Raw genomic sequence first — 22,027 nt, 5'->3', positions numbered from 1 at the left:
TCTCAGCCCTTGCGCTGTTCCACACAAATGCGGTTGGATGGCAGATCCAGCAGTGCGCTTACCAGTTCGGTGATCCGGGCAGCAACGCGGATGTCTCCGCCGCCCTCGCACAGCACGGCCACACCGCACACCTGCGGCAGACATACCGTTTCGGTCAGGGCTGAACCATCTTCCAGCAGGACATGGGTCTGCTGGGACTGCATTTCTCCGGACTGTGTATCCAGCGCATAAATGGCTTCTTCCCCAGTCTCCAGCGTGACCATCACGGTCGTTTTGCCCGCACCGCTCATCTGTGAGATCAGATGTTCCAGCCGGTTCTCCAGCTGTGCCTGATATTCCGTGCTGCTCTGGGCAGACTTTGTGTTTTTTGTGCTGCCCGCTGCCGTGTTCTGCGGAAAAAGTTCCGACAGCAGGATCAGCAGCATTGCCAGAACGCCTACTGCCGCAGCAAGCCTTGCTCTGCCCTGTTTTCCTTTGCATTTCCGGGCAAAATCTTTCACGGAATCTCCGAACGAAATGCCCCCTGCTTCTTTCATTCGGTGTCCTCCTGTACTTCCAGTATCGGTGCCATGCCAAGCTCCTGCTGCAGATATGCCGCGATCCGGCTCTGCTCTGCGGATGTGCACGCCGCCGGGAGGATCACAAGCACCTTTTCTGCCCGAACGGTCTGTTCTGTCCGGGTCAGTGTGATCTCCAGTTTCACCTTTGTACCAAAGCGCCGCTCACACTCTGCGCAAAGATCCGCTTCCAGCCGTTCCTGCGCTCCCTGCAAGAGCGATGTCTCCGTACTCTGGATGCTGACCGCTGCCGGAGCAGCCGCCGCTGCACTTTTCAGTTCCAGCTTCATCTGCGGGGCCAGCCGGAACAGGATCACTAGAATATATAGCCCGGCAACGGCTTTTATGCATCTGCCCGCCCAGCCTGCGCCCGCCAGCAGCGTCGTGATCTCCGCACAGATACAGGCAATGCAGAACGCCGATGCCGCCGTCTGAAATGCGTGCATTTCCTATCCGCCTCCCGTCATCATCAGAAGCCCCACGCCTACCGTCAGCAGTTCAAAAAACAGTGCCGTTACTGCTGCCATGCATTTTACCGCTTCGGCCATGCAGTCAAACAGCGCCTGACAGCGCCGGTTCTCCGCAAGGCCGCACAGAAGCCTGCATCCTGCAAGGAATAGCAAATGGAGCAGAAGCTGCAGATACAGTGGCAGAAATTCGGCCCCGATCACGGCAAGTGCCGCAAAACCCAGACTGCTTTTGAGCAGCTGCATTCCGGCAAGAAATACTTCTGCCGTATCGCTCAGAGCCTGCCCGATCACCGGCACGCCGCCGGTAAGCAGCTGGCCCAACCGCAGTGCAGAACGGTCCAGCTGAACTGTTACCGCTCTTTGCAGCCCTAACAGCACTGCAAAAATCCGCCCAGCCCAGACAAGCCCCCTGCGCAGCAAAGCGCCCATGGCACGGCACGTTTCCGAAAGCCCCTGCTGGGTGCTGATGCAGCACGCCATGCTTACCGCAAGGTAGCTCTGCAGCAGCGGACTGACCACAAGCACCGTACCCTGTGCCAGAAAGCACAGCCCGGTCAGCAGCAGACCGCTTGCCGCTGTGCTGGCATTCACCTCTCCACCGGCAGCGAGCACACCGCTGTACACCGGAAGAAAACCCAGAAGGTAGTTTTTCCACCCCTCCATCCGCTCACAGATCAGCTGTGCAAGGCTGATCAGATCTCCCCACAAAAGAGTGCCGCAGCCCACAGCCGCAGCCAGTTCCAACAAGGCGCTGTCGGCTGCTCCTCCCACCAGAAATGAAAGCACGATCAGCAACAGTAAAAACAGCAGAACATCCGCATAGCAGTGTGCCATCTGCCGGATCATCTCTGCCGGTGATCCCGGCAGGAGCGCGAGCAGAGATTTGAGCGGATCTTTGGCAAAGGACTCTGCACTTTGCGGAGCTTTTTCCAGATAAGGCTGCCAAAGCTCCTGTCCGGGCAGGCCCTGCAGCTGTGCCGCAGCGGCATCAGGTGCAAAAGCCAGAAAGCATACGGTGCACAATACAAACGCTGCCGCTTTTTGCAGGAATTTTTTTATCATGCGGCAAGCCCCCAGATCTTCTGGCAGATCTCTTCCAGCAGAGGAAATGCTGCCGCCAGAACCAAACATCGGCCCGCAAACCCGGCGCACCATGCCAGAGTATCCGCACCAGCTTCTTCGCACAGGGTCCGTGCGTAATCGGTCAGCAGCAAAATTCCGGCACAGCGCAGCAGACAGGCAAATGCAGGCCCGTCCACCCGGCGGCTGAAAGCCAGTACATTCCGAAGCAGCTCCTGCACCGCCACTCCAAGCTGCAGCAGCACAAACAATGCTGCGCCAACGGACAGCAGAAACGCATAGGCCGGTGCATCCTTCCGCAGCAGAAGCTGCGCCGCTGCAAAGGCGACCACTGCCCCCAGAATGGAAAAAGATGTACTCATAGTGCAAACAGCGACTTGATGGTAACGAACAGTGCGCTGATCTGCTTGACAAGGATGGAAAGCACTACCACAAGACCCGCAAGGGTCGTCATCATGGCCTGATCCTCCCGGCCGGAACGGATCAGCAGCTGGTTCAGGACGGCCACGATAATACCGATCGCTGCAATTTTGAACACAAGGTCGATCTCCAAGTTTTCGTCCTCCTGCCACTACAAAAGAATCAGTGCTGCCACCGCGCCGGCTGCAAGGCCAAGCCTGCACGGTAAGCCTTGCCCGGATGCCGCTTTCTGCTGCGCCTGGTGCAGGAATGCTTCAAAACGGGCAGAGTAATAATCCAGTCGTTCGCATTCCTGCGCCGCTTCGCTTTGGCCAAAGCCGGCAAAGCACTGCTCAAAGCAAAGGCGTTCCGCATCATCAAATCTTTCCGGTGCCGGAATTTCCTGCAGTTTTGGTGCTGCATCGCTTTCCAGCAGCTTTTCCTGCACGAGACACCGCTGCAGCTGTTCCAGATCCAGCCTGCGGTAAGCGATCTCCTGCCGGATGCGCTGCAGCAGCTCCACGGTGCGCTGCAGCTGCAGGATATGCTGCTCTGTTCTGACCTGAAATGCCGAACCGGTCAGCCACCCGCACAGCAGGAGCAGCGCAGCCGCTGCCCAATGAAAAAGCCGCATCATACCGTGCAGACCTGCCGGACTTTTCCCGGCGTTGTGCAGCCGTGCAGCAGTACAAATACACGCAGCATTCCATGCCGCTGCAGCGCCTGCACCTGCGGCCGACGGGCGGCTTCTTCCACGCTTGCGGCATGGACGCTTGCAACAAAGTCCACCCCGCTGTAAAAGCCCTGTTCCAGCGCTGCAGTTTCGGCAAGCGTGCCCAGCTCGTCCAGCAAAATAACCTGCGGCGAAAGCGTGCGCAGTGCCATCTGCACAGCCCGTTCCTTAGGGATGCCGGACAGCAGATCCAGCGGCGGCATCTTCTCGGAATCACCCGGCGGAAAGATCTCGCAGCGCTCGTCCACCACGCAGGCTCGCCGTTGCATCCCGGCCAATTCTCGCGCGATCTGACGCAGAAGCGTCGTCTTGCCGCTGTCCGGCTCGCCAACCAAAAGCATCCCAATAAAATGCTTTTTCAGTTGCGCCAGAAGTTCGTCCGGCAGCTGTACCGGAACCGCCCTTGCAATGCGCAGGTTCAACCCCTGCACCTGCTGCAGAACCGTCTGGCCGTCGCGATCCACATAGCGTCCTGCCACACCCACCCGGCAGCCGGAGGGTGTGGTCAGAAATCCATGCGCAAGCTCCGTCTGGTGTGCATGTACCGCGCCGCCGCACAGGGTGTGAAAGATCTCTTCGATCTGAAACTGATCCAATACACACTCCCTCAGCTGCAGCGGGCACTCCGGCAGGTCCTGCAGCGGGAGCTGCCGACCCGACAGTGTAACAAAAACACCACAGCCTGTCCGGAACCGAAGTTCATGGATCTGCGCTGCCGTCTGTGCTGGCAGCTGTCCCAATGGCCCGGCCAGCCATGAGGGAAGCAGGCGTATCGCCCGATAATACTCATCCACACTGTCCTCTCCTTTTTCAGGCTCATTGCCTGCTATGAGTATATGCCTGTCCCTGCCGGATAGAACCTGCGGACATAAAAATATCCCCGCAGCACAAAACTGCGGGGATATCCATTGGAGCGGTTTTATCAGATGTTTTCGTCGCTGATCATTGCCAGAAATTCTGCCTCGGTCAGCACCGGGATGCCAAGCGCCTGCGCCTTGGTCAGTTTGGAGCCTGCTGCCGTGCCTGCCACGACATAGGCCGTTTTCTTTGAAACAGAACCGCTGGCCTTACCACCGTTTTTCACGATCAGTGCTTCCGTCTCATTGCGGGAAAGAGTTTCCAGCGTGCCGGTGACCACCAGCGTTTTTCCTGCCAGCTTATCGCCCTTCGGTTCGCCCTTCCACTGCATATTCAATCCGGCATCGGCCAGACGATGGACAAGGTCGGTCGTTCCCTCTTTTGCAAAGAATTCCACGACGCTCTGCGCCATTACGCCGCCAAACCCATCGATCTCGCTGATCTGCTCTGCACTTGCTTCTCGGACAGCCTGCAGCGTACCGAAATGCTCTGCCAGCAGGGCTGCAGCTTTATCGCCAATGTTGCGGATGCCAAATCCGAACAGGAGCTTATCCAGATTGTTCTGCTTGGAAGCCTCGATGGCGTTCAGCAGGTTATCGGCGCTCTTTTCCTTGAACTTATCCAGCGTCAGCAGCTGTTCCCGCGTCAGCGTGTAGATATCCGCTGCGGAGTGCACCATGTCCTTCTCCACCAGCTGGGTGGCAACTGCTGTGCCAAGGCCCTCGATATCCATTGCATCGCGGGAAGCAAAATGGATGATATTGCGCAGTGCCTGTGCCGGGCACTCGGGGTTAACACAGCGCAGAGCTGCTTCATCCTCCAGATGAACGACTGGTGCACCGCAGGAGGGGCAGACCGTGGGCATCTCATAGGGCTGTGCATCCTCTGCGTGATGGGTAACACCGATCACTTCCGGGATGATATCGCCCGCCTTGCGCACCTGAATGGTATCGCCGATGCAAAGGCCGAACTGATGGATAAAATCCTCATTGTGCAGGGTCGCGCGGGCAACGGTAGTACCCGCCAGAAAGACAGGGTCAAAGCAGGCCGTCGGGGTAAGAACACCGGTGCGGCCAACTGCGACCTCAATGCTGCGCAGCGTTGTCTCCTTTACCTCTGGCGGATACTTAAACGCAATTGCCCAGCGTGGGAATTTGTTGGTGGAACCCATCAAATCGCGCTGTGCAAAATCGTTCACCTTGATCACTGCACCATCCATATCAAAATCCAGTTTGGCACGGTTCTGACCGATCTGCTCGATCTCGGCAATGGCCTGCTCAATGTCATGCACGATATGATAGCGCGGCGAGACCGGCAGGCCAAGGCTCTTGAGGTAATCCAGACTTTCAGCATGCTTGGTAAGCGTTTTGCCGCGGATCTGCTGCACATTGAAAACAAAAATAGAAAGGCCCCGGCTTCCGGTGATCTTTGCGTCCTTCTGGCGCAGCGAACCGGCAGCCGCATTGCGCGGATTTTTAAAGGGCGCTGCGCCCTGCAGCTCCTGCTCTGCACACAGCTTCTGGAACGCGCCATGCGGCATATATACCTCACCGCGCACTTCCAGAAATTCCGGTGCATCCTTCAACTTTTTGGGAATGCTGCGGATGGCGCGGACATTGGCGGTCACGTCCTCGCCCACCACGCCATCGCCGCGGGTAGAGGCACGAACCAGCTCACCGTTTTCGTATTCCAGACTGCAGGAAAGGCCATCGATCTTGATCTCCACCACATACTCCGGCTCTATGCCGGCTTCCCGCACGCGGCGGTCAAAATCCCGCAGCTCATCATACGAAAATGCATCCAGCAGGCTTTCCATTTTTACCGCATGGGTCACCTTGGGCAGCTTGCTGCTGGCCGTGCCGCCTACCTTCTGGGTAGGCGACGATGCCGTGACCAGCTGCGGAAACTGCGCTTCCAATTCTTTCAGTTCCCGGGTCAGAGCATCATACTCAAAATCTTCAAGCTCCGGGGCATCCTGGTCATAGTAAAGCCGATTGTTTTTCTCGATCACAGCGCGCAATTCTTCCACGCGCTTTTTTGCCTGTTCCAACTCCAAAAGTTCCACTCTCCCGCTATCCGGTTTCTCCCGCGCTGCCGTCCGGCACTACCGCCTGAAAATGCATCGCAGAAAACTATTTTAATTATATCACATCCAGCCGCGCTCTGCAAAGAGAAAGCGGATACAATTTGTATAAGTGCTTTGAAATCTGCATGTGTAATCGTTTTCAATCATCACTGCAGATTGATTTAAAATCAACACGTGAAGATACTCTTTGTTTATTCTTTTAATAAAGCAACGTATTATCGTGCGATTCCTCCACATCCATGACGAGTGAATCGTCCGGTGGTATCGTTAAGTCGTCGGCCAAAACACACACAGAAAGGGCAACGCATTCGTCGTGAATGCTTTAGGCCTTGTCCCCCCGGCATCGTCCTCATGATGGTCGTGTTCAGTTCGTCACCACGGCAAAGAAAGCCGGTGTGGATGAGCATGTCATTAAAAAGATTGTCGGCCACTGTATTGATGATGTTGCCGAAAAGTCGTATACTAAAAGAGGCATTGAGTGGATTCGTCATTTCATGCAATGCATCGTACCATCCTAGATTTTGTACTATTATTTTAGGAGAAAAGCTGTTCCGATTTGTGAACTAAGTATCATACCGTTTCAAGAGGAGATCAAGCTGCCATGGATTGGGAAACTTTAAGATCAAGCTGTCTTGCCTGCACCCGCTGCGAGCTGTGCAAGACCCGCACCAATGTGGTGTTCGGTCAGGGTGTGGAAGATGCCGAAGTTCTGTTTGTGGGCGAAGGCCCCGGCCAGAATGAGGATGAGCAGGGTCTGCCCTTTGTGGGGCGCAGCGGCCAGCTGCTGGACAAATATCTGTTTGCCATCGACCTTGACCGCACGAAGAACTGCTATATTGCAAACATCGTCAAATGCCGCCCGCCGCAGAACCGTGACCCTCAGCCTGCTGAGAGCGAAGCCTGTATGCCCTGGCTGCGGGAGCAGTTCCGCCTGCTGAAGCCAAAGATCGTGGTCTGCCTTGGCCGCATTGCCGCCCAGCGGATGATCCGAAAGGATTTCTCCGTGACCAAGGAGCATGGCCAGCTGTACGAAAAGGGCGGCATCCTGTTCATGGGTACCTTCCACCCTGCCGCTCTGCTGCGCAGCCCGCAGAACAAGCCTGCAGCCTTTGCTGATTTTACTGCCCTGCGGGACAACATTGAAACGGTATGCAAACATACCTATCATAAAGACTGAATCATTCCCGCTGCAAGAACCAAACACCTTCCTTTTGCATACTCTAAAACAAAAAGAGAGGTGTTCGATTATGGAAACTGCACGACATGATTCCATTGATTTCTTTCTGGGTGCCACAACGCCTGCCGGTTTCAAGGGCTATTTTGAACCGCTGCGCCACGAACCCGGTATGCAGATGTACCTAATCAAAAGCGGGCCGGGCTGCGGCAAATCCACCCTGATGAAGCGGCTTGCCCGTGCTGCCGAACAGCGCGGCGAACTGACGCAGCGCATCCACTGTGCCAGCGACCCGGACAGTCTGGACGGCGTGATCCTGCCCGGGCAGCACAGGGCTATCGTGGATGCCACTGCACCCCATGTGGTGGAGCCGGATGCTCCCGGTGCGGACGAAGTGGTGGTGAGTTTGTACCACACCATCGATACAGAAAAGCTGCACCAGTGCACCGATGAGGTCAAGGCGCTGTTTGCCCGCAACGCCCTGCTGCGCAGCCGCGCTGCACGATATATTGCATCGGCAGGCAGCCTTTTGCTGGACAGCCGCCGCGCCGAAGCCTGCAGCGCCAATTTTGACAAGGTGCGCCGTTATGTCAAACGGCTGTGCACCCGGGTGATGCCGCGCACGGAAGGCATTGGCAGCGAAGAGCTGCGCCTGCTTTCCGCCGTCACCCCCAAGGGTGAAATGTTTTATCAGGGCACTGCACAGGCATTGGCGGATAAGTTTATCGTGTTCCGGGATGATTACGGCGCGGTGTCCCGCCTGCTGCTGGAGCTGATTCGTGCCGAAGCCCTGACGCGGGGCTACCACATTATTACCTGTCCATGCGCCATGCACCCGGAGGATAAGATCGACCATATCCTGATCCCGGAGCTGAAGCTTGCCTTCCTGACGGATAATCGCTGGCATCCGGTGCATCTGCCCAGTGTGCAGGCTGTGCGGTGCACCCGCTTCCTTGACAGGGAAAATCTGGCAGCGTACCGGGCACGGCTGCGCTTTAACGAGCGTGCTGCCGCCGAACTGCTGGAACAGGCCAGTGCCCTGATGGCACAGGCCAAGAGCTGCCACGATGAGTTGGAGACCTATTACCGTGCAGCGGTGGATTTTGGCAAAGTGGATGAAGCGGCAGCAGAATGCATGGAGATGTTCGGCCTGAAATAATCAGTTTACGTCGACGAACCGGGAGTTTCTCTGAAGACCGTCCGCTTGGGTGGGACCCTGTTGCCGTGAGGCAATCGGGCGGGCGATGGAATGGCCCGAATCGTGTCTGAAGAGGAATTACCGGTTCGTCAGTGTATCCCAAAAGCGGAGGTGAAATGCTTTGGCAACGGTTCATCTGCCCATCCGGCAGCTGGTGGAATTTCTGCTGCGGACCGGCAGCATTGACAGCCGGTTTACAGGGTTTGACCGTGCACTGGAAGGTGCCCACATCCACCGCAAATTGCAAAAAGCTGCCGGAGACGGCTATCAGGCTGAGGTATTTCTCTCCGTAGAGCGGCAGGCAGAGGGCATCACTTTTACCCTTGAGGGCCGGGCTGACGGCATTTTTACCGATGAGACTGGCACGGTAGTCATTGACGAGATCAAGACCACCACTGTGCCGCCGGAAGAGATCACTGAGGATATGAACCCCTGCCACTGGGCACAGGGCATGGTGTACGGTGCCATTTATGCCGCACAGCAAAGCCTGCCGGAACTGAACGTCCGGCTGACTTATTATCAGATAGACACCGATCAGATCATCCGCTTTATCCGCCGCTTTACGCAGCAGAAGCTGGATGAATTTCTTGACAAATTATTGTGCCAGTATGCTCCGTGGGCGCAGCGCCGGATAGAGTGGGATGTAAAGCGTACTCAGAGCCTTTCGGCACTGCAGTTCCCGTTTGCGCAGTACCGGCCCGGACAGCGGGCTATGGCGGGCGAGATCTACCGCGCCTGCCGCGCTGGCAAGACCGCCGACTGCAAGGGCGGTACGCGGCTGTTCTGTCAGGCTCCTACCGGCATTGGCAAGACCATGAGCGCGCTTTTCCCCGCGCTGAAAGCCATGGGCGAAGGCAACGGAGAAAAGCTGTTCTATCTCACGGCCCGCAACACAACCCAGACTGCCGCCGAGGATGCCTTGAACCGGCTGCATACGGCCCAGCCAAAGCTTGCCCTGCGCAGTGTGACGCTGACCGCCAAGGAAAAGGTCTGCCTGCATCCGGACGCAGAGGGACATCCCGCCTGCCTGCCGGAGCTTTGTCCCTACGCCAACGGCTACTACGACCGCATCAAGGATGCACTGACAGCTCTGCTGGACGGTACCGGCAGCTTTGACCGCGCAGCGCTGGCCGGGGCGGCAAAGCGTTTTTCGGTGTGTCCCTTTGAACTGGGGCTAGACCTGAGCGAGTGGTGCGATGTGGTCATTGGGGATTACAATTACCTGTTCGATCCGGTGGTGCACCTGAAGCGGTTCTTTGATTCTTCCGGCGACTGGTTGTTTTTGGTCGATGAAGCACATAACCTGCCCGACAGAGCCAGAGCAATGTATTCTGCACGCTTTTGTAAAAGCAGCCTGACCGAGGCAAAACGCGCATTGGGCAAGGGCAAAAGTGCTTTAAAGACCGCTCTGACCAAAGCAGACAAAGCCCTGCTGGAAGCCCGGAAAGCCTGCATACAGCTTGCACCCCGGCACAGCAGCCAGACCGATGCCGCAGACCCGGCACAGACCAGTCTTTTGCCTGAAAACACTGTCCCCGCACTGGAACTGCCCGAACCGCTGTATGCACAGGACAGTACTGTATTTTTGCAGGAGCCGCCCTCTGCCCTGCTCAGTCCGCTGCGGGCCGTACAGGCACCTTTGCAGGACTGGCTGGAAGCGAACCCGGATGCCGAAGCACATGCACAGTTGCTGGAGCTTTATTTTGCTGTACAGGACATCGCCCGTGCTGCCGAACGATACGACAGCCACTTTGTCACTCAGCTTACCGCGCGCGGCAGAGAGCTTGAATTGCAGCTGCTGTGTCTGGACCCGGCACCTTTTGTGGATGCCAGCCTTGCCGCAGGGCGCAGCGCAGCGCTGTTCAGTGCAACACTGTCTCCGCCCTCGTTCTACCGCAGTGTTCTGGGCTGCAGCGATGCACGTGCCGTCGCACTGGACAGTCCCTTCCCGGCTGAAAATCTGGGGCTGTATTGCCTGCCGAATATCTCTACCCGCTACCGCGACCGCGAAGCCAGCGTGCAGGCAGTTTCGGATGCACTGGCCCGGCTGGTGCAGGCCAGAGCGGGAAACTACTTTGCCTTTTTCCCAAGCTACGCATATCTGCGGCAGGTACACGAAGATTTTGCAGCACGTTACCCGGGCATTCGCACCCTTGTGCAGGAAAGCCGTCTGGATGATGCCGCTCGGGCTGAATTTCTGGCTCAGTTTGTGCCGGACCCGGCCGAAACACTTCTGGGTTTTGGCGTGATGGGTGGCATCTTTGGTGAGGGAGTTGATCTTGCAGGCAGCCGCCTGATCGGGTGCGCCATTGTGGGTGTGGGCCTGCCGCAGGTAAATCCGCAGCAGGAAATGCTGCGCCGTTATTATGACGCACAGAACGGCTTTGGATTTGATTATGCCTACCGCTATCCCGGTATGAACAAGGTACTGCAGGCCGCAGGGCGCGTGATCCGCACGCCGGAAGACAGAGGTGCGGTGCTTTTGCTGGACGACCGGTTTGCCCAGCAGGAATACATCCGGCTGTTCCCTCCTCACTGGCGGCATATCCGCTATCTGCGCAGCTGCGAAGAACTGGCCGCTGCCCTGCAGGACTTCTGGAATAAATGAGACCCAAACAAAAAGGCACTGCCGCACCCAAAACAGGAGCGGCAGTGCCTTTGATTCTTTTTTGTTTTATTTTGCTGCTTTCCGGTTCTGCAGGCTATCCCACGAGGGCATTTCATTGCGCAGCTTTTCCCACATGGGCATTGCCGTGCCGGTCTGCCTGCGCAGAGCATCGAACGCTTCGTCCAGATACTTCATTTCGGACACTGCGTGCATGGCGTGATCCGAAACGCACAATCTGCCCAGCGGTGTTTTTGTCATGGTAAACACCATCGCTTCCATCTTACGGCGGGCCGATGTGCCGGGCTGGAAATTATCGGTGTTGTTGGCATCGTTCACCGGGATGCCCGCATCCTTGAGCATCAGGCAGGCTTCATAGGCGGCATCCAGAATGGCACCGCGCTGCTGCTTGGTGGCCCGGTGCAGATCGCCGTTGCAGGCATAGCACACATAGCACGCCGGCAGAACGAATGCAATGTGGCACTTGAGCCATTCATCCATATCGCCATAGAAGGTCAGCTTGTATTTTGCACCGTCAAAGGCGGTCTTGAGCCGGGTTCGGAAGGTGCCAGAAAGCGGAGTTGTGGCACCGCCCACCGTCATGCCAGCACTGGCGTACACACTGACCACATGGTCGTGTTCACGGCGGCCTGCCGTGCCCTGAAAGCCGAATGCGATCTTATCCGCCGGGCGCTGCATGAATTCCAGCACCTGCTTTGCCTGCGGGTTGTTGCCCACAAACACAAAATACTGGCTCTTGTTGGCCTTGAGCACAGGAAGCACATCCGGCAGCTGGCCCGCCTGCACGACCACAAAGACGAGATCATAATAATCATCCGGGGCGAGAGTGTCCACGGTTTTGATCCGTTCCGTTGTGGTCTTGCGCTGCACCCAGTGGCGGATGACCAAACCCTTCTGGTCGATCATTTCCTTCCACTCTCCGCGTGCAAGCAGCGTGACAACGTTCTTTTTGTTCTGCATCAGCACATGGGCCAGCTCGCAGCCCAAAACGCCCGCACCGTAAACCAGAATCCTCATCCAGATACGCCTCCCTTATGTGTGTTAAGGTTTGCTTACTTTTTCAAAAACGAGAAAAAGCCTTTTTTCTCGTAAGGTGCACTGCTTACGCCCTTGACCTCATAGCCGGTTGCATTGATGGCATCCCGCAGCTTCTGCTCGTCCAGCGGCTGTTCCGAGTGGATCACCGTCTGGGCTTTTGCCTGCGAGGACGACACCCTTTTCACCTCCGGGAAGGCCTTGCGCACGGCTTCGTTGACATGGCTCTCGCACATGCCGCACATCATACCATCTACTTTTACGATCGTTTCAATCATTTTATTCCCCTCCAGATCTTCTGCGCGCATCGGCCCGTTGACGCAGAATCTGTTAGGAAGCGCTAACCGTAGTTTCAAACAAAACGCCGTCGGGAACTGCCCGGCAGCGGTGCGGAGCGGTTCCCTGTTCTGTGGTGGGTCTGCTCAGAAAATGCACGCATGATTTCTTGTCTTCATCATATCACACTAGTGGGCTAAATGCAAGATGAAAAATACCCCATCCCGGTTTTTGCGCTTTTCACTCATGCACCCGGTATCCTGCTGCCGTGGTCAGTATTCAATGCCCTTCCGGGCGGAAATTCCCCTCTGGTAAGGGTGGCGGTGGCACTTCATCTCGGTCACATAGTCCGCAGCGTCCAGCATCCACTGTGGCGCAGCATGGGCAGTAAGCACGCATTCCTGCTCTGCCGGGCGTTCCAGCACAGCCTTTTGCAACAGGGCTTTATCCACCATATCCAGTTCCCATGCGCTGCCTGCTTCGTCCAAAATCAGCAGGTCGGCAGGGGCGGCCATGGCCGCTGTGAGGTTCGCATTCTGCAGCTGGCGGGTGGCTTCCTTTTCCGCTTCGTTCATCTGGAACACGAATTTCTGCCCCGCCTTGCCGCGGTACACCTTTGCACCCAGCTGTTCCAGCAGCGGCACCTCGCCGCTTTTGCCGCCTTTGAGGAACTGCAGGATCACCACCCGCTTTCCGCTGCCCATGGCCCGCAAAGCAAGGCCCATGGCAGCGGTGGTCTTGCCCTTGCCATCACCGTAATATAGATGTAACAGCCCTGTACGCTTCATGGTCATTTCTCCTTTTGTCTTTGCGTTTATGGTAACACAAACCCAGCAAAAAAGGAAGAGGAAGCACCCGAAGGCGCTTCCTCTTTCAAGCAATGCGATATTTACTGATACAGAGGGAAATCCCGGGTCAGCTTCAGCACACGGTCACTGATCTCGTCCTTCTTCTCGTCGTAGTGCCAGATGCAATCGGCGATGCAGTCGGCGATCACCTTCATCTCGGCCACGCCCATGCCGCGGGTGGTAACAGCCGGGGTGCCCAGACGCACGCCAGAAGTCACGAACGGGCTGCGGGTCTCGCCGGGGACAGTGTTCTTATTGGCGGTGATGTGCACGCTGTCCAGACGTGCTTCCAGCTCCTTGCCGGTGCACTCCTCGTCACGCAGGTCGATCAGCATGAGGTGGTTATCCGTACCGCCGGACACCAGCTTGACACCGCGTGCCTGCAGCTCTGCTGCCAGAGCCTGTGCATTCTCCACGATCTTGCGGGCATATTCCTTGAACTCCGGCTTCAGTGCTTCACCAAAGCAGACAGCTTTTGCGGCGATCACATGCTCCAGCGGGCCACCCTGGGTGCCGGGGAACACGGCAGAATTGATGCGCTTTGCAAGAATGGGATTGTTGGTCAGGATCAGACCGCCGCGGGGGCCGCGCAGGGTCTTGTGGGTGGTGGTGGTAACAACATCAGCATACGGCACAGGACTCTGGTGATAGCCGCCTGCCACCAGACCGGCAATGTGGGCCATATCCACCATCAGATATGCACCATAGCCGTGGGCGATCTCAGCGATCTTCTCAAAATCGATGGCACGGGGATATGCAGATGCACCGGCCACGATCAGCTTGGGGCGCACCTTTTTAACCTGCTTTTCCAGCTCAGCATAGTCGATCACGCCGTCGGCATTGACACCGTAAGAGACAAAGTTATAGTTCTTGCCGGACATGTTCACCGGAGAACCGTGGGTCAGATGGCCGCCCTGAGACAGGTCCATGCCCATGACAGTATCGCCCAGATCCAGCAGAGCAAAATAAACTGCCAGATTGGCCTGTGCACCGGAGTGGGGCTGAACATTGGCATATTTTGCGCCGAACAGCTTGCAGGCACGCTCGATGGCAATGTTCTCCACCTCGTCCACATAGACACAGCCGCCATAGTAGCGCTTGCCGGGCAGGCCCTCGGCGTACTTGTTGGTCAGGATGCTGCCCATTGCGGCCATGACGGCGGGAGAGACGATGTTCTCACTGGCGATCAGTTCAATGTTTTGGCGCTGACGGTTCAGCTCGCGATCCATGGCTGCGGCCAACTCCGGATCAACGGTATTGACCAGACCGATGGTGTCCATCATTTCATTGTACATAATATTCTACCCCTCTCAATTTCCGGAGAAAGCCCCGGATCTCTGGATCTCTTCAAGCCACCCTGCTCCGCGCACGAACCGAATTGCTTTCTTTTATCATAGCAGAAAGCTGCAGAATCTTCAACTTCCATTTTGCCAAAAGGCTTGCTTTTTTCGTCTGAAGTGTTTATTATACTTGTATAAAAATGCAGTGTCGTTTTTGTATATTTTTCAAGTCAGTCAACCTTCAGATGAAGCGAGGTGTTCTCTGGTGACGGTCAGTGAAGCAAAGCAGACCCAGCGCAAAGCGGGCCGTGCCGCACGCAAGGCTCTCGGCCCGGAAGAACGCAAGGCTGCAAATGCCGCTTTGTGCGCATTCCTCTGGCAGCTGGCTGCCGTGCAGAATGCGCAGACCATCCTGCTGTACGCGGCGTTTGGTTCCGAAGCCGACCTTTCTGCCCTTGCGGAAAAGGCGCAGGCGCAAGGCAAAACGCTGGCCTATCCGGTGTGCGGCGAGGCGTATTCCCTTACAGCCGCTGTGCCCGGCCCGGACGGCTGGGAGATGGGACAGTACGGCATCCGCACCCCCATCCTGAGCCGGTCGGAGATTCTGCTGCCGGAAGCACTGGATCTGGTCCTTGTACCCTGCACGGCTTTTGATGCAGACTGCTTCCGGGTCGGCATGGGCAAGGGCTATTACGACCGGTATCTTCCCCGCTGCAAAAACGCGGTGAAGATCGGCATTGCATTTGAGGCACAGCGGGTGGAACATGCTGCCGTAGACGAGCACGACCAGCGGCTGGATGCCTATGTAACAGAGAGGGGTATTTACAAATGGAAATGACTAAGCTGAGCTGTGAGAAATTTCTCGCAGAGCTGGCCAGCAAAGCCCCCACGCCGGGCGGCGGCGGAACGGCGGCGCTGGTGGGTGCTGCCGGTGTAGCACTGGGCAATATGGTGGGCAACCTGACCACCGGCAAAAAGAAATATGCCGCCGTGGAAGCAGACATTCAGGCCCTGAACACAAGGGCCGATGCCCTGCGCAAAGAGCTGGAGGCGCTGGTGCAGGCCGATGCCGATGCCTTTGCGCCGCTGGCTGCGGCCTACGGCCTGCCCAAGGACACACCAGAGCAGGCTGCACACAAAGCCGCCGTGCTGGAAAAGGCGCTGGATGCCGCCTGTGCCGTGCCACTTGAGGTCATGGAAAAGTGCGCCGAGGGCATTGCTCTGGTGGAAGAATACGCCGCCAAGGGCAGCGTGATGGCCGTCTCGGACGCAGGCTGTGCAGCCGCTCTGTGCAAGGCAGCCTTGCAGGCCGCAAGCCTGAATGTGTTCATCAACACAAAGCTGATGGCAGACCGTGAGCGCGCTGCTGCGTTGGACGCAAAAACAGACAAACTGCTGGATGAATTTGTGTCGCGGGCAGACGCTGTTTTTGCATCCGTGACGAACAAATTGCGGAATAAGTGAGGAAAAGTATTATGGCAACGATTTTGAAGGGCGCACCCGTTGTAGCCGCTATGAACGAACGCAATGCGGCGCTGTGTGAGCAGCTCAAGGCAAAAGGCATCACTCCCACGCTGGCCGTGGTGCGTGTGGGTGAGCGGGAGGACGACCTCTCCTACGAGCGCGGCGTGATCGCCCGCTGCGGCAAGGTGGGTGTGGAGGTAAAGCAGTTTCTTCTGCCCGCCGATGCTTCGCAGGACGATCTGCTGAAGGTGATCGCCGAGGTGAACGCAGAGGATACCATCCACGGATGCCTGCTGTTCCGTCCGCTGCCCAAGCAGTTCAATGACCGCACTGTGCGTGCGGCGCTGGCTCCGGAAAAGGACATTGACGGCATCACGGACGATTCTCTGGCCGGTGTGTTCACTAATACCGATCTCGGCTATGCTCCCTGCACTGCGCAGGCCTGCCTTGAGATCCTGAAGTATTACAACATTCCGCTTTCCGGCAGGCGCGCTGTCGTAGTGGGCCGCAGCCTTGTGGTAGGCAAGCCCGCAGCCATGATGCTGGACCGCGAGAACGCCACCGTGACCATCTGCAATTCCCGCACGCAGAACCTGCCCGCCATCTGCAAGGAAGCAGATGTGGTAGTAGTGGCCATGGGCAAGATGGGTGCCGTGGGTGCCGACTGCCTGCGTGAGGGCCAGACCGTGGTAGACGTGGGCATCCATGTGAACGAAAAGGGCAAGCTGTGCGGTGACGTAAAGTTCAGCGAAGCAGAGCCGGTAGTGGATGCCATCACGCCGGTACCCGGCGGTGTGGGCACTGTGACCACCTCGGTGCTGGTGGGCCATGTCGTGCAGGCTGCAGCAAAAAAGGCCGGGCTGTAACGAATGATAGAACTATAAAATAAAAGACGCTTGATACACTGCTGTATGCTTCCCTGCCGGGAAAACATATTCAGACAAGACCAAGCGTCTTTTTTGATTGCTATATTTTAGCCGCGGACAATGAGCAGCAGCAAAGCCGAAGCCACACACTGCATGATCAGCCAGCGGGCCACCACCTGCTCGTCGCTCCAGCCCTTATTCTTGCGGGCGTGGTCGTGCAAAGGGGTGCGGGTGTTCTTGAGGATGGAAATGTGCAAAAAGCGCTTCAGGCTGATCTTCAGGATGCCCAGACTGCCATCCACGATGAACACGATGGCTGCCAGCAGGAAGGCAAACGGATGGCCGCATTTGAGGGACAGCATTGCGATAAAGAAGCCCATTGCGCGGCTGCCGGCATCGCCCATCAGCAGGCTGGACGGCTTTGCGTTGGACCACAGATAGGCCAGCAGCGCACCCATGAACACAACGCCTGCGGTGCCGTACTCGGCCAGCTCTGTTTTATAGGCCAGCAGGTAGGTGCCGATGGTCACCACTGCAACACTTGCCGAAAGGCCGTCCACGCCGTCGGTGCAGTTGACCACATTGATGCTGGTCCAGATCAGAATAACGATCAGCAGCAGGTACACAGCATACGGCAGAGTGAAGCTCCACTGCAGGAAATTCACACCGCAGCCGTTGAAGTTGAGGTAGGTCACACCTGCAACAATGGCAATGGCAAAATCAATGATACCCTTTTTATACTCATTCCATGCAGTTTCAGCAGCATCGTCAAAGTAGCCGGACAGCATGGATGCAATGAGCAGGATGGTGTAGATGACGTATTCCACCTTGAACGGCAGGAATGCCAGCGATACCAGTGCGATGCACAGCACGAAGATCAGGCCGGAACCACGGGCCTTACCCTTGGAAAGCGCACCGTTCACCGCAAACTCGCGGCCATGGTCGTGCGGAAGCTTATCGTGAAAAACGGAGTCCATCAAAGCCGTAAGGGCAAACGCCAGCAGGAATGCCAGAGCATCGACACCGCGCTGTCCTACGACCGAAAGCAGTGATTCGATCATATTCAAAGTTCCTCTTTCTTTTATGTTTGTGAGAGAAGTGTATCACGCTATCCATAAAAAATCAATCATTCCCGGAGAAAAATCCACGTTTGATTGACTTTCTGCAGCACCGCACTTATAATAGTATATCAGTCTGTCGAAAAAGTTATTGTTTCTATAAAAGGAGAACTCATGTCCATCTCTCTTGAGCAGCTTTCGGCGCAGATGCGCCGGGGCGAACAGGTGCCGCTGCGGCACACCATGCAGGTGGTGCTCACACTGAGCATCCCATCCATCCTGCAGCAGATCGTGGTAACTGCGGTGGAGTACATCGACGCAGCCATGGTGGGGCATATCGGTGCATCTGCTACGGCATCCATTGGCATCGTCAGTTCCAGCACGTGGCTCATGCATGGAATGCTGGCCGGTCTATATATGTCCTTTGCCATTCAGGTGGCACAGTATCTGGGTGCAGACCGGCAGGACGATGCACGCGGTGTATTGCGCCAATCTATGATCTTCAACCTTGTGGTGGGCCTTGCAGCTGCGGCCTTCGGCATTGGCATCAGCCGTTTTCTGCCCGGATGGCTGGGCGCCGACCCTTCCCTGCAGGCGGATGCTTCGGCCTACTTTGCCATCTGGTCGGCTTCCCTGCCCTTTTTGATGATCATGGGAACCTACTCCTCCATGCTGCGTTCCTCCGGCGATGCCCTGACACCGGGCCTTATCAGCGTGCTGACCTGCGTGCTGGATGTGATCTTTAACTTCTGCCTCATCAATCCCACCCGTGAGATGGTGGTGTTTGGCCGCACAATGACCGTCTGGGGCCTTGGCTGGGGGGTACCGGGCGCAGCACTGGGCACCGCCCTTGCTACCGCTATCAGCGGTGTGCTGACCCTTGCCATCCTGCTGCTGCGGGACGGCCCGCTGTGCATCCGCAAGCCCGGCTCCTGGCACATTACCAAAGCCTGCCTGCAGAACCTGTGGAAGGTAGGCGCACCGCTGGCCGCAGAGCGTGCAGTTCTTTCCTCGGCGCAGGTGCTGCTCATCCGCATCGTATCCGGCCTTGGCACCACCGCCATTGCTGCCAACAGTCTGGGTGTGAGCGCCGAAAGCCTGTGCTACATGGCAGGCTATGGCATTCAGGATGCATCCCTTGCACTGGTGGGGCAGGCCGTGGGCGCAAACCGTCGGGATATGGCAAAAAACTTTGCCTGGCTGTGCACCGGCATGGGCATAGGCATCATGGCGCTGACCGGTGTTGGCATGTACATTTTTGCGCCAAACCTGATGGGTATTTTCACCGCAGATGCGGCAGTTATTGCGCTGGGCGCACAGGTGCTGCGCATTGAAGCACTGGCCGAACCGATGTTCGGTGCCAGTATCGTTGCCAGCGGTGCCATGCAGGGTGCCGGAGACAGCACGGGATGCTTTGTGCTGAACCTTGTCAGCATGTGGGGCATCCGGCTCACGCTGGCTTCCCTGCTGGCTCCGCATTTTGGGCTGGTGGGCGTATGGATGGCCATGAGCTTTGAGCTGACCATGCGCGGGGTGCTGTTCCTTGTGCGGCTGGTACGCGGCAGATGGCTGGACAAAGGGGCATTAGCCTGATCGACCGCTGGCGGATATATTTTCCTCTAAATAACAGCTCCCCGGCCGGGAACCGCACTGCGGGACCTGACCGGGGAGTTTTGCTGTGGTTATATGATTTGAGAAGAAGAAAAAATGGAGAACAAGTTACTTTCTGCCGTGCAGGATGGGAGACAGCGGCTTGTAGATCAGCATGCACAGCACTGCATCCAGCAGGCCTTTGACCAGCGTGAAGGGCATATTGAAGATGACAAGGCACTTGATGAGGCTGTCTGCAGAAGGCAGGATGGCCTGATACATGCCGAGGATGGCTTCCAGCGGCATGTGGTAGAACTGCACATAGGCCGGATAGGTGATGAAGTAGTTGGACGGTACGCTGAACACAGCCATGGCTGCAGCGCCTGCAATAGCACCAATGATGGCGGTCTTGCGGCTCTTGTGGTGCTTATAGATAACGCCTGCCACAGCGGAGAAAACCGCACCCAGCATGAAGTTGCACAGCTCGCCCACGCATGCAGTGGAAGTGCCCTTGATAACGATGTGCAGCAGGTTCTTCATAAAGCTGATGACCACACCGTACACCGGGCCGAGAGCAAAGGCACCCAGCAGAGCCGGCAGGTCAGAAAAGTCCATCTTGACGAAGGACGGGATGAGCATCGGAATGGGAAACTCAATGAACATCAGGATAAAGGCCACCGCGCTGAGCATGGCGGCAACAGTAAGATTGTGAGTCGTGCTTTTTTTCATGGTAATGATCCTTCCCGGGGTAAGATGCCCCTTACAAAAATTGTTCCGAAAGCTCTTTTCGTATCTTGTTTTTTGGAACGGGAAGGACAAATAGAAAAGCGCCCTGCTGCAACAAAAACACTGCAACAGGGCGCGTAGACAACGATTTGCCTGCCGTTTCTTGCATCCGGACTATACCGTTGGTCCCGGAGTTGCACCGGGTCAGCACCCTTGCGGGTGGTCGCGGACTTTACCGCCAGTGGGGAATCTCACCCCGCCCTGAAACGAACTTTCTGGCACAAAGTATAGCGTGGCAGGCCCAGCTTGTCAAGAGGACATCTTAAAATTTGTGCAAAAAATGTCAAAGTAATTCTTTCAAGCTCCCTTCTCTGTAAGCTCTTGCCCGGGTGGGTGCGGTATGGTATCATAGATGGGTCGTATAAAATTCAGGAGGTTATCATGATCTTTTCTATTCGTGATCTTTCGTTTGAGCTTGGCTCTGTGCTGCTGGAGGGCTGGTTTGCACTGGCTGCGCGCGCAGGGTGCGCACTGCTCATTCTGCTTGCCGCATGGCTGGTACGCCGCTGGCTGAGCAAAAGGGGCATTCCGGCACTGCTGGCCCGCAAGTGGCACTTTAACGGCACTCCCATCCTGCTGCGCAGCTTTGCGGTACCCATCCAGCGCATGTGCACTGCGGTTGGCGTATATCTGGCGGCAGCTTCCCTGCCCTGGGCCATTCCCGGCATTGCCAAGCTGCTGTTGGTCTGCTTCCGCCTTGTCATGACCCTGCTGGTCTGCGAAGGCCTGTATGCGGCATCGGATCTGGCCGACCTGCTGCTGGCTTCCTGCAGCCCGGAGATCCGCTCCAACAAAACGCTCTGCTCTTTGCTGGACACCGCCTACAAGGTGCTGGTGATCGTGCTGTGCGTGGCAGCGTTGGCACAAGAAGTGGGCTTTCCCATCGGCAGCATTGTCGCCGGTGCCGGTCTGGTTGGTCTGACCATCTCGCTGGCCGCACAGGAAAGCGCCAGCAACCTGTTTTCCGGCATCGTGATTCTGCTGGACAAGCCCTTCTCGGTGGGCGACTGGATCACTGTGGGCGATGTGGAAGGCGAAGTGATCGACATCAACTTCCGTTCCACCCGCATCCGCTCGCTGGATAAAACCATCAATGTGGTGACGAACAGTAAGATCTGCTCTTCCACCGTGCAGAACGCCGCCCTGCGCACCATGCGGCCCTACAAGTTCAATCTGGGTGTCACCTATGGCACCACCCGCCCGAAGCTGGAACAGCTGATGAAAGACTTGCAGACCATGCTGGACGCAAGCCCTTACACCAACAAGGGTACCAACATCGTACAGCTTGCAAACTTTGGCGATTCCAGCATCAACATTCTGGTCTCCGCCTACCTGCTGACTAACGCCTACGCGGAATTTTTGCAGATGCAGAACGACCTGAACCTGAACATTATGGACATCATGCAGGCCGACGGTGTGGATTTTGCGTTCCCCTCCACCAGCGTGTATATCGAAAAGAACTGAGCAAACCTGTAAAGGGGCTGTTGCAAAATAGCGCCAACGAAAAGCGGAAAGCAAAAATCTCATCTTTTTCCCTCAAAAAGAGTAGAATTTTTCGGAACTGAAAATGCAAAAAGCTGAGCACCTGCCTTTTCACAGATGCTCAGCTTTTCTATACTCATTTTTTGAAATCTGCCTTTGAG

22 protein-coding genes and 1 riboswitch are annotated in these 22,027 nt (G+C 56.7%); of the genes, 8 read left to right on the top strand and 14 right to left on the bottom strand.

Annotated elements, in window-relative coordinates; all coding sequences use genetic code 11:
* Window positions 1-2: 2 nt before the first annotated feature.
* The 8 genes from J3348_RS00795 to ligA form a co-directional block, all read right to left on the bottom strand.
* Window positions 3-536: a stage III sporulation protein AG gene (locus J3348_RS00795; protein ID WP_097777777.1), complete on the bottom strand. Its 534-nt coding sequence runs from the start codon at window positions 534-536 to the stop codon at window positions 3-5.
* The gene (locus J3348_RS00790) at window positions 533-1,003 is read right to left on the bottom strand and encodes a hypothetical protein (protein ID WP_207698070.1); all 471 of its coding nucleotides are present in this window, start codon (window positions 1,001-1,003) and stop codon (window positions 533-535) included. The genes J3348_RS00795 and J3348_RS00790 overlap by 4 nt, the downstream gene beginning before the upstream one ends.
* A 3-nt stretch (window positions 1,004-1,006) precedes the next feature.
* Window positions 1,007-2,089 (bottom strand): stage III sporulation protein AE, encoded by a 1,083-nt coding sequence (locus tag J3348_RS00785; RefSeq protein WP_154259854.1) that lies wholly within the window; start codon window positions 2,087-2,089, stop codon window positions 1,007-1,009.
* The gene (locus J3348_RS00780; protein WP_207698069.1) at window positions 2,086-2,469 is read right to left on the bottom strand and encodes a stage III sporulation protein AD; all 384 of its coding nucleotides are present in this window, start codon (window positions 2,467-2,469) and stop codon (window positions 2,086-2,088) included. Before J3348_RS00780 ends, J3348_RS00785 begins: the two co-directional genes overlap by 4 nt.
* The gene (gene spoIIIAC / locus J3348_RS00775; protein ID WP_005942027.1) at window positions 2,466-2,660 is read right to left on the bottom strand and encodes a stage III sporulation protein AC; all 195 of its coding nucleotides are present in this window, start codon (window positions 2,658-2,660) and stop codon (window positions 2,466-2,468) included. The genes J3348_RS00780 and spoIIIAC overlap by 4 nt, the downstream gene beginning before the upstream one ends.
* Window positions 2,661-2,678: 18 nt before the next feature.
* Window positions 2,679-3,143: a hypothetical protein gene (locus J3348_RS00770; RefSeq protein ID WP_097775487.1), complete on the bottom strand. Its 465-nt coding sequence runs from the start codon at window positions 3,141-3,143 to the stop codon at window positions 2,679-2,681.
* Window positions 3,140-4,033 (bottom strand): ATPase, T2SS/T4P/T4SS family, encoded by an 894-nt coding sequence (locus J3348_RS00765; protein ID WP_097781767.1) that lies wholly within the window; start codon window positions 4,031-4,033, stop codon window positions 3,140-3,142. Before J3348_RS00765 ends, J3348_RS00770 begins: the two co-directional genes overlap by 4 nt.
* A gap of 128 nt (window positions 4,034-4,161) precedes the next feature.
* Window positions 4,162-6,162 carry an NAD-dependent DNA ligase LigA gene (gene ligA / locus J3348_RS00760; RefSeq protein WP_207698068.1) on the bottom strand — a complete coding sequence of 667 codons (2,001 nt, stop codon included), beginning with the start codon at window positions 6,160-6,162 and terminating at the stop codon, window positions 4,162-4,164.
* 622 nt (window positions 6,163-6,784) lie between these two features.
* Between ligA and J3348_RS00755 the strand changes: the two genes are divergently transcribed.
* The 3 genes from J3348_RS00755 (at window position 6,785) to J3348_RS00745 (ending at window position 11,163) form a co-directional block, all read left to right on the top strand.
* Window positions 6,785-7,360, top strand: coding sequence for a uracil-DNA glycosylase (locus J3348_RS00755; protein WP_005942018.1), 576 nt, complete (start codon window positions 6,785-6,787; stop codon window positions 7,358-7,360).
* A gap of 70 nt (window positions 7,361-7,430) precedes the next feature.
* Window positions 7,431-8,516 (top strand): hypothetical protein, encoded by a 1,086-nt coding sequence (locus J3348_RS00750; protein ID WP_207698067.1) that lies wholly within the window; start codon window positions 7,431-7,433, stop codon window positions 8,514-8,516.
* Between the two features lie 160 nt (window positions 8,517-8,676).
* Entirely contained in the window at window positions 8,677-11,163 is a 2,487-nt protein-coding gene (locus tag J3348_RS00745; RefSeq protein ID WP_207698066.1) for an ATP-dependent DNA helicase, read from the top strand.
* Window positions 11,164-11,229: 66 nt separating this feature from the next.
* Here the strand turns inward: J3348_RS00745 and J3348_RS00740 are convergent, their stop codons facing one another.
* The 4 genes from J3348_RS00740 to glyA all read right to left on the bottom strand — a co-directional run bounded on the left by J3348_RS00740 (window position 11,230) and on the right by glyA (window position 14,635).
* Entirely contained in the window at window positions 11,230-12,198 is a 969-nt protein-coding gene (locus tag J3348_RS00740; RefSeq protein ID WP_207698065.1) for a ketopantoate reductase family protein, read from the bottom strand.
* A gap of 35 nt (window positions 12,199-12,233) precedes the next feature.
* Complete coding sequence (locus J3348_RS00735; RefSeq protein WP_044953687.1) at window positions 12,234-12,494, bottom strand: cation transporter; 261 nt, start codon at window positions 12,492-12,494, stop codon at window positions 12,234-12,236.
* Between the two features lie 270 nt (window positions 12,495-12,764).
* Window positions 12,765-13,280, bottom strand: a complete 516-nt coding sequence (locus tag J3348_RS00730) for a cob(I)yrinic acid a,c-diamide adenosyltransferase (protein WP_207698064.1) — start codon at window positions 13,278-13,280, stop codon at window positions 12,765-12,767.
* A 101-nt stretch (window positions 13,281-13,381) separates the two neighbouring features.
* Complete coding sequence (gene glyA, locus J3348_RS00725) at window positions 13,382-14,635, bottom strand: serine hydroxymethyltransferase (protein ID WP_005942005.1); 1,254 nt, start codon at window positions 14,633-14,635, stop codon at window positions 13,382-13,384.
* A 250-nt stretch (window positions 14,636-14,885) separates the two neighbouring features.
* Between glyA and J3348_RS00720 the strand changes: the two genes are divergently transcribed.
* From J3348_RS00720 to J3348_RS00710, 3 genes are read left to right on the top strand one after another with little or no spacing between them, the layout of a single operon-like run.
* Window positions 14,886-15,458: a 5-formyltetrahydrofolate cyclo-ligase gene (locus J3348_RS00720; RefSeq protein WP_207698063.1), complete on the top strand. Its 573-nt coding sequence runs from the start codon at window positions 14,886-14,888 to the stop codon at window positions 15,456-15,458.
* Entirely contained in the window at window positions 15,449-16,084 is a 636-nt protein-coding gene (locus tag J3348_RS00715) for a cyclodeaminase/cyclohydrolase family protein (protein WP_207698062.1), read from the top strand. Before J3348_RS00720 ends, J3348_RS00715 begins: the two co-directional genes overlap by 10 nt.
* An 11-nt stretch (window positions 16,085-16,095) precedes the next feature.
* Entirely contained in the window at window positions 16,096-16,950 is an 855-nt protein-coding gene (locus tag J3348_RS00710; RefSeq protein ID WP_005941997.1) for a tetrahydrofolate dehydrogenase/cyclohydrolase catalytic domain-containing protein, read from the top strand.
* Between the two features lie 107 nt (window positions 16,951-17,057).
* Here the strand turns inward: J3348_RS00710 and J3348_RS00705 are convergent, their stop codons facing one another.
* Window positions 17,058-18,011 (bottom strand): phospho-N-acetylmuramoyl-pentapeptide-transferase, encoded by a 954-nt coding sequence (locus tag J3348_RS00705; protein WP_005941994.1) that lies wholly within the window; start codon window positions 18,009-18,011, stop codon window positions 17,058-17,060.
* 171 nt (window positions 18,012-18,182) lie between these two features.
* On the opposite strand from J3348_RS00705, the gene J3348_RS00700 reads away from it, so the two are divergent.
* Entirely contained in the window at window positions 18,183-19,601 is a 1,419-nt protein-coding gene (locus J3348_RS00700) for an MATE family efflux transporter (RefSeq protein ID WP_097775476.1), read from the top strand.
* Window positions 19,602-19,727: 126 nt separating this feature from the next.
* On the opposite strand, the gene J3348_RS00695 is transcribed toward J3348_RS00700, so the two are convergent.
* Window positions 19,728-20,327, bottom strand: coding sequence for an ECF transporter S component (locus tag J3348_RS00695; protein ID WP_005941988.1), 600 nt, complete (start codon window positions 20,325-20,327; stop codon window positions 19,728-19,730).
* A gap of 150 nt (window positions 20,328-20,477) precedes the next feature.
* Window positions 20,478-20,597, bottom strand: a riboswitch (FMN riboswitch).
* A gap of 168 nt (window positions 20,598-20,765) precedes the next feature.
* Here J3348_RS00695 and J3348_RS00690 point away from each other — a divergent pair.
* Window positions 20,766-21,848, top strand: coding sequence for a mechanosensitive ion channel family protein (locus J3348_RS00690; RefSeq protein WP_044953685.1), 1,083 nt, complete (start codon window positions 20,766-20,768; stop codon window positions 21,846-21,848).
* The last annotated feature ends 179 nt before the right edge of the window (window positions 21,849-22,027 follow it).

The sequence above is a fragment of the Faecalibacterium sp. Marseille-Q4896 genome (assembly GCF_017377615.1).
GTDB classification, from domain to species: domain Bacteria; phylum Bacillota; class Clostridia; order Oscillospirales; family Ruminococcaceae; genus Faecalibacterium; species Faecalibacterium taiwanense.
This window is presented reverse-complemented; position numbering and strand designations above follow the sequence as displayed.

Bases quoted from the DNA above. Each gene is read 5' to 3' on its own strand.
- J3348_RS00795 (WP_097777777.1), bottom strand. From the start codon at position 536: ATGAAAGAAGCAGGGGGCATTTCGTTCGGAGATTCCGTGAAAGATTTT.
- J3348_RS00790 (WP_207698070.1), bottom strand. From the start codon at position 1,003: ATGCACGCATTTCAGACGGCGGCATCGGCGTTCTGCATTGCCTGTATC.
- J3348_RS00785 (WP_154259854.1), bottom strand. From the start codon at position 2,089: ATGATAAAAAAATTCCTGCAAAAAGCGGCAGCGTTTGTATTGTGCACC.
- J3348_RS00780 (WP_207698069.1), bottom strand. From the start codon at position 2,469: ATGAGTACATCTTTTTCCATTCTGGGGGCAGTGGTCGCCTTTGCAGCG.
- J3348_RS00770 (WP_097775487.1), bottom strand. From the start codon at position 3,143: ATGATGCGGCTTTTTCATTGGGCAGCGGCTGCGCTGCTCCTGCTGTGC.
- J3348_RS00755 (WP_005942018.1), top strand. From the start codon at position 6,785: ATGGATTGGGAAACTTTAAGATCAAGCTGTCTTGCCTGCACCCGCTGC.
- J3348_RS00750 (WP_207698067.1), top strand. From the start codon at position 7,431: ATGGAAACTGCACGACATGATTCCATTGATTTCTTTCTGGGTGCCACA.
- J3348_RS00740 (WP_207698065.1), bottom strand. From the start codon at position 12,198: ATGAGGATTCTGGTTTACGGTGCGGGCGTTTTGGGCTGCGAGCTGGCC.
- J3348_RS00735 (WP_044953687.1), bottom strand. From the start codon at position 12,494: ATGATTGAAACGATCGTAAAAGTAGATGGTATGATGTGCGGCATGTGC.
- J3348_RS00730 (WP_207698064.1), bottom strand. From the start codon at position 13,280: ATGAAGCGTACAGGGCTGTTACATCTATATTACGGTGATGGCAAGGGC.
- glyA (WP_005942005.1), bottom strand. From the start codon at position 14,635: ATGTACAATGAAATGATGGACACCATCGGTCTGGTCAATACCGTTGAT.
- J3348_RS00715 (WP_207698062.1), top strand. From the start codon at position 15,449: ATGGAAATGACTAAGCTGAGCTGTGAGAAATTTCTCGCAGAGCTGGCC.
- J3348_RS00710 (WP_005941997.1), top strand. From the start codon at position 16,096: ATGGCAACGATTTTGAAGGGCGCACCCGTTGTAGCCGCTATGAACGAA.
- J3348_RS00705 (WP_005941994.1), bottom strand. From the start codon at position 18,011: ATGATCGAATCACTGCTTTCGGTCGTAGGACAGCGCGGTGTCGATGCT.
- J3348_RS00700 (WP_097775476.1), top strand. From the start codon at position 18,183: ATGTCCATCTCTCTTGAGCAGCTTTCGGCGCAGATGCGCCGGGGCGAA.
- J3348_RS00695 (WP_005941988.1), bottom strand. From the start codon at position 20,327: ATGAAAAAAAGCACGACTCACAATCTTACTGTTGCCGCCATGCTCAGC.
- J3348_RS00690 (WP_044953685.1), top strand. From the start codon at position 20,766: ATGATCTTTTCTATTCGTGATCTTTCGTTTGAGCTTGGCTCTGTGCTG.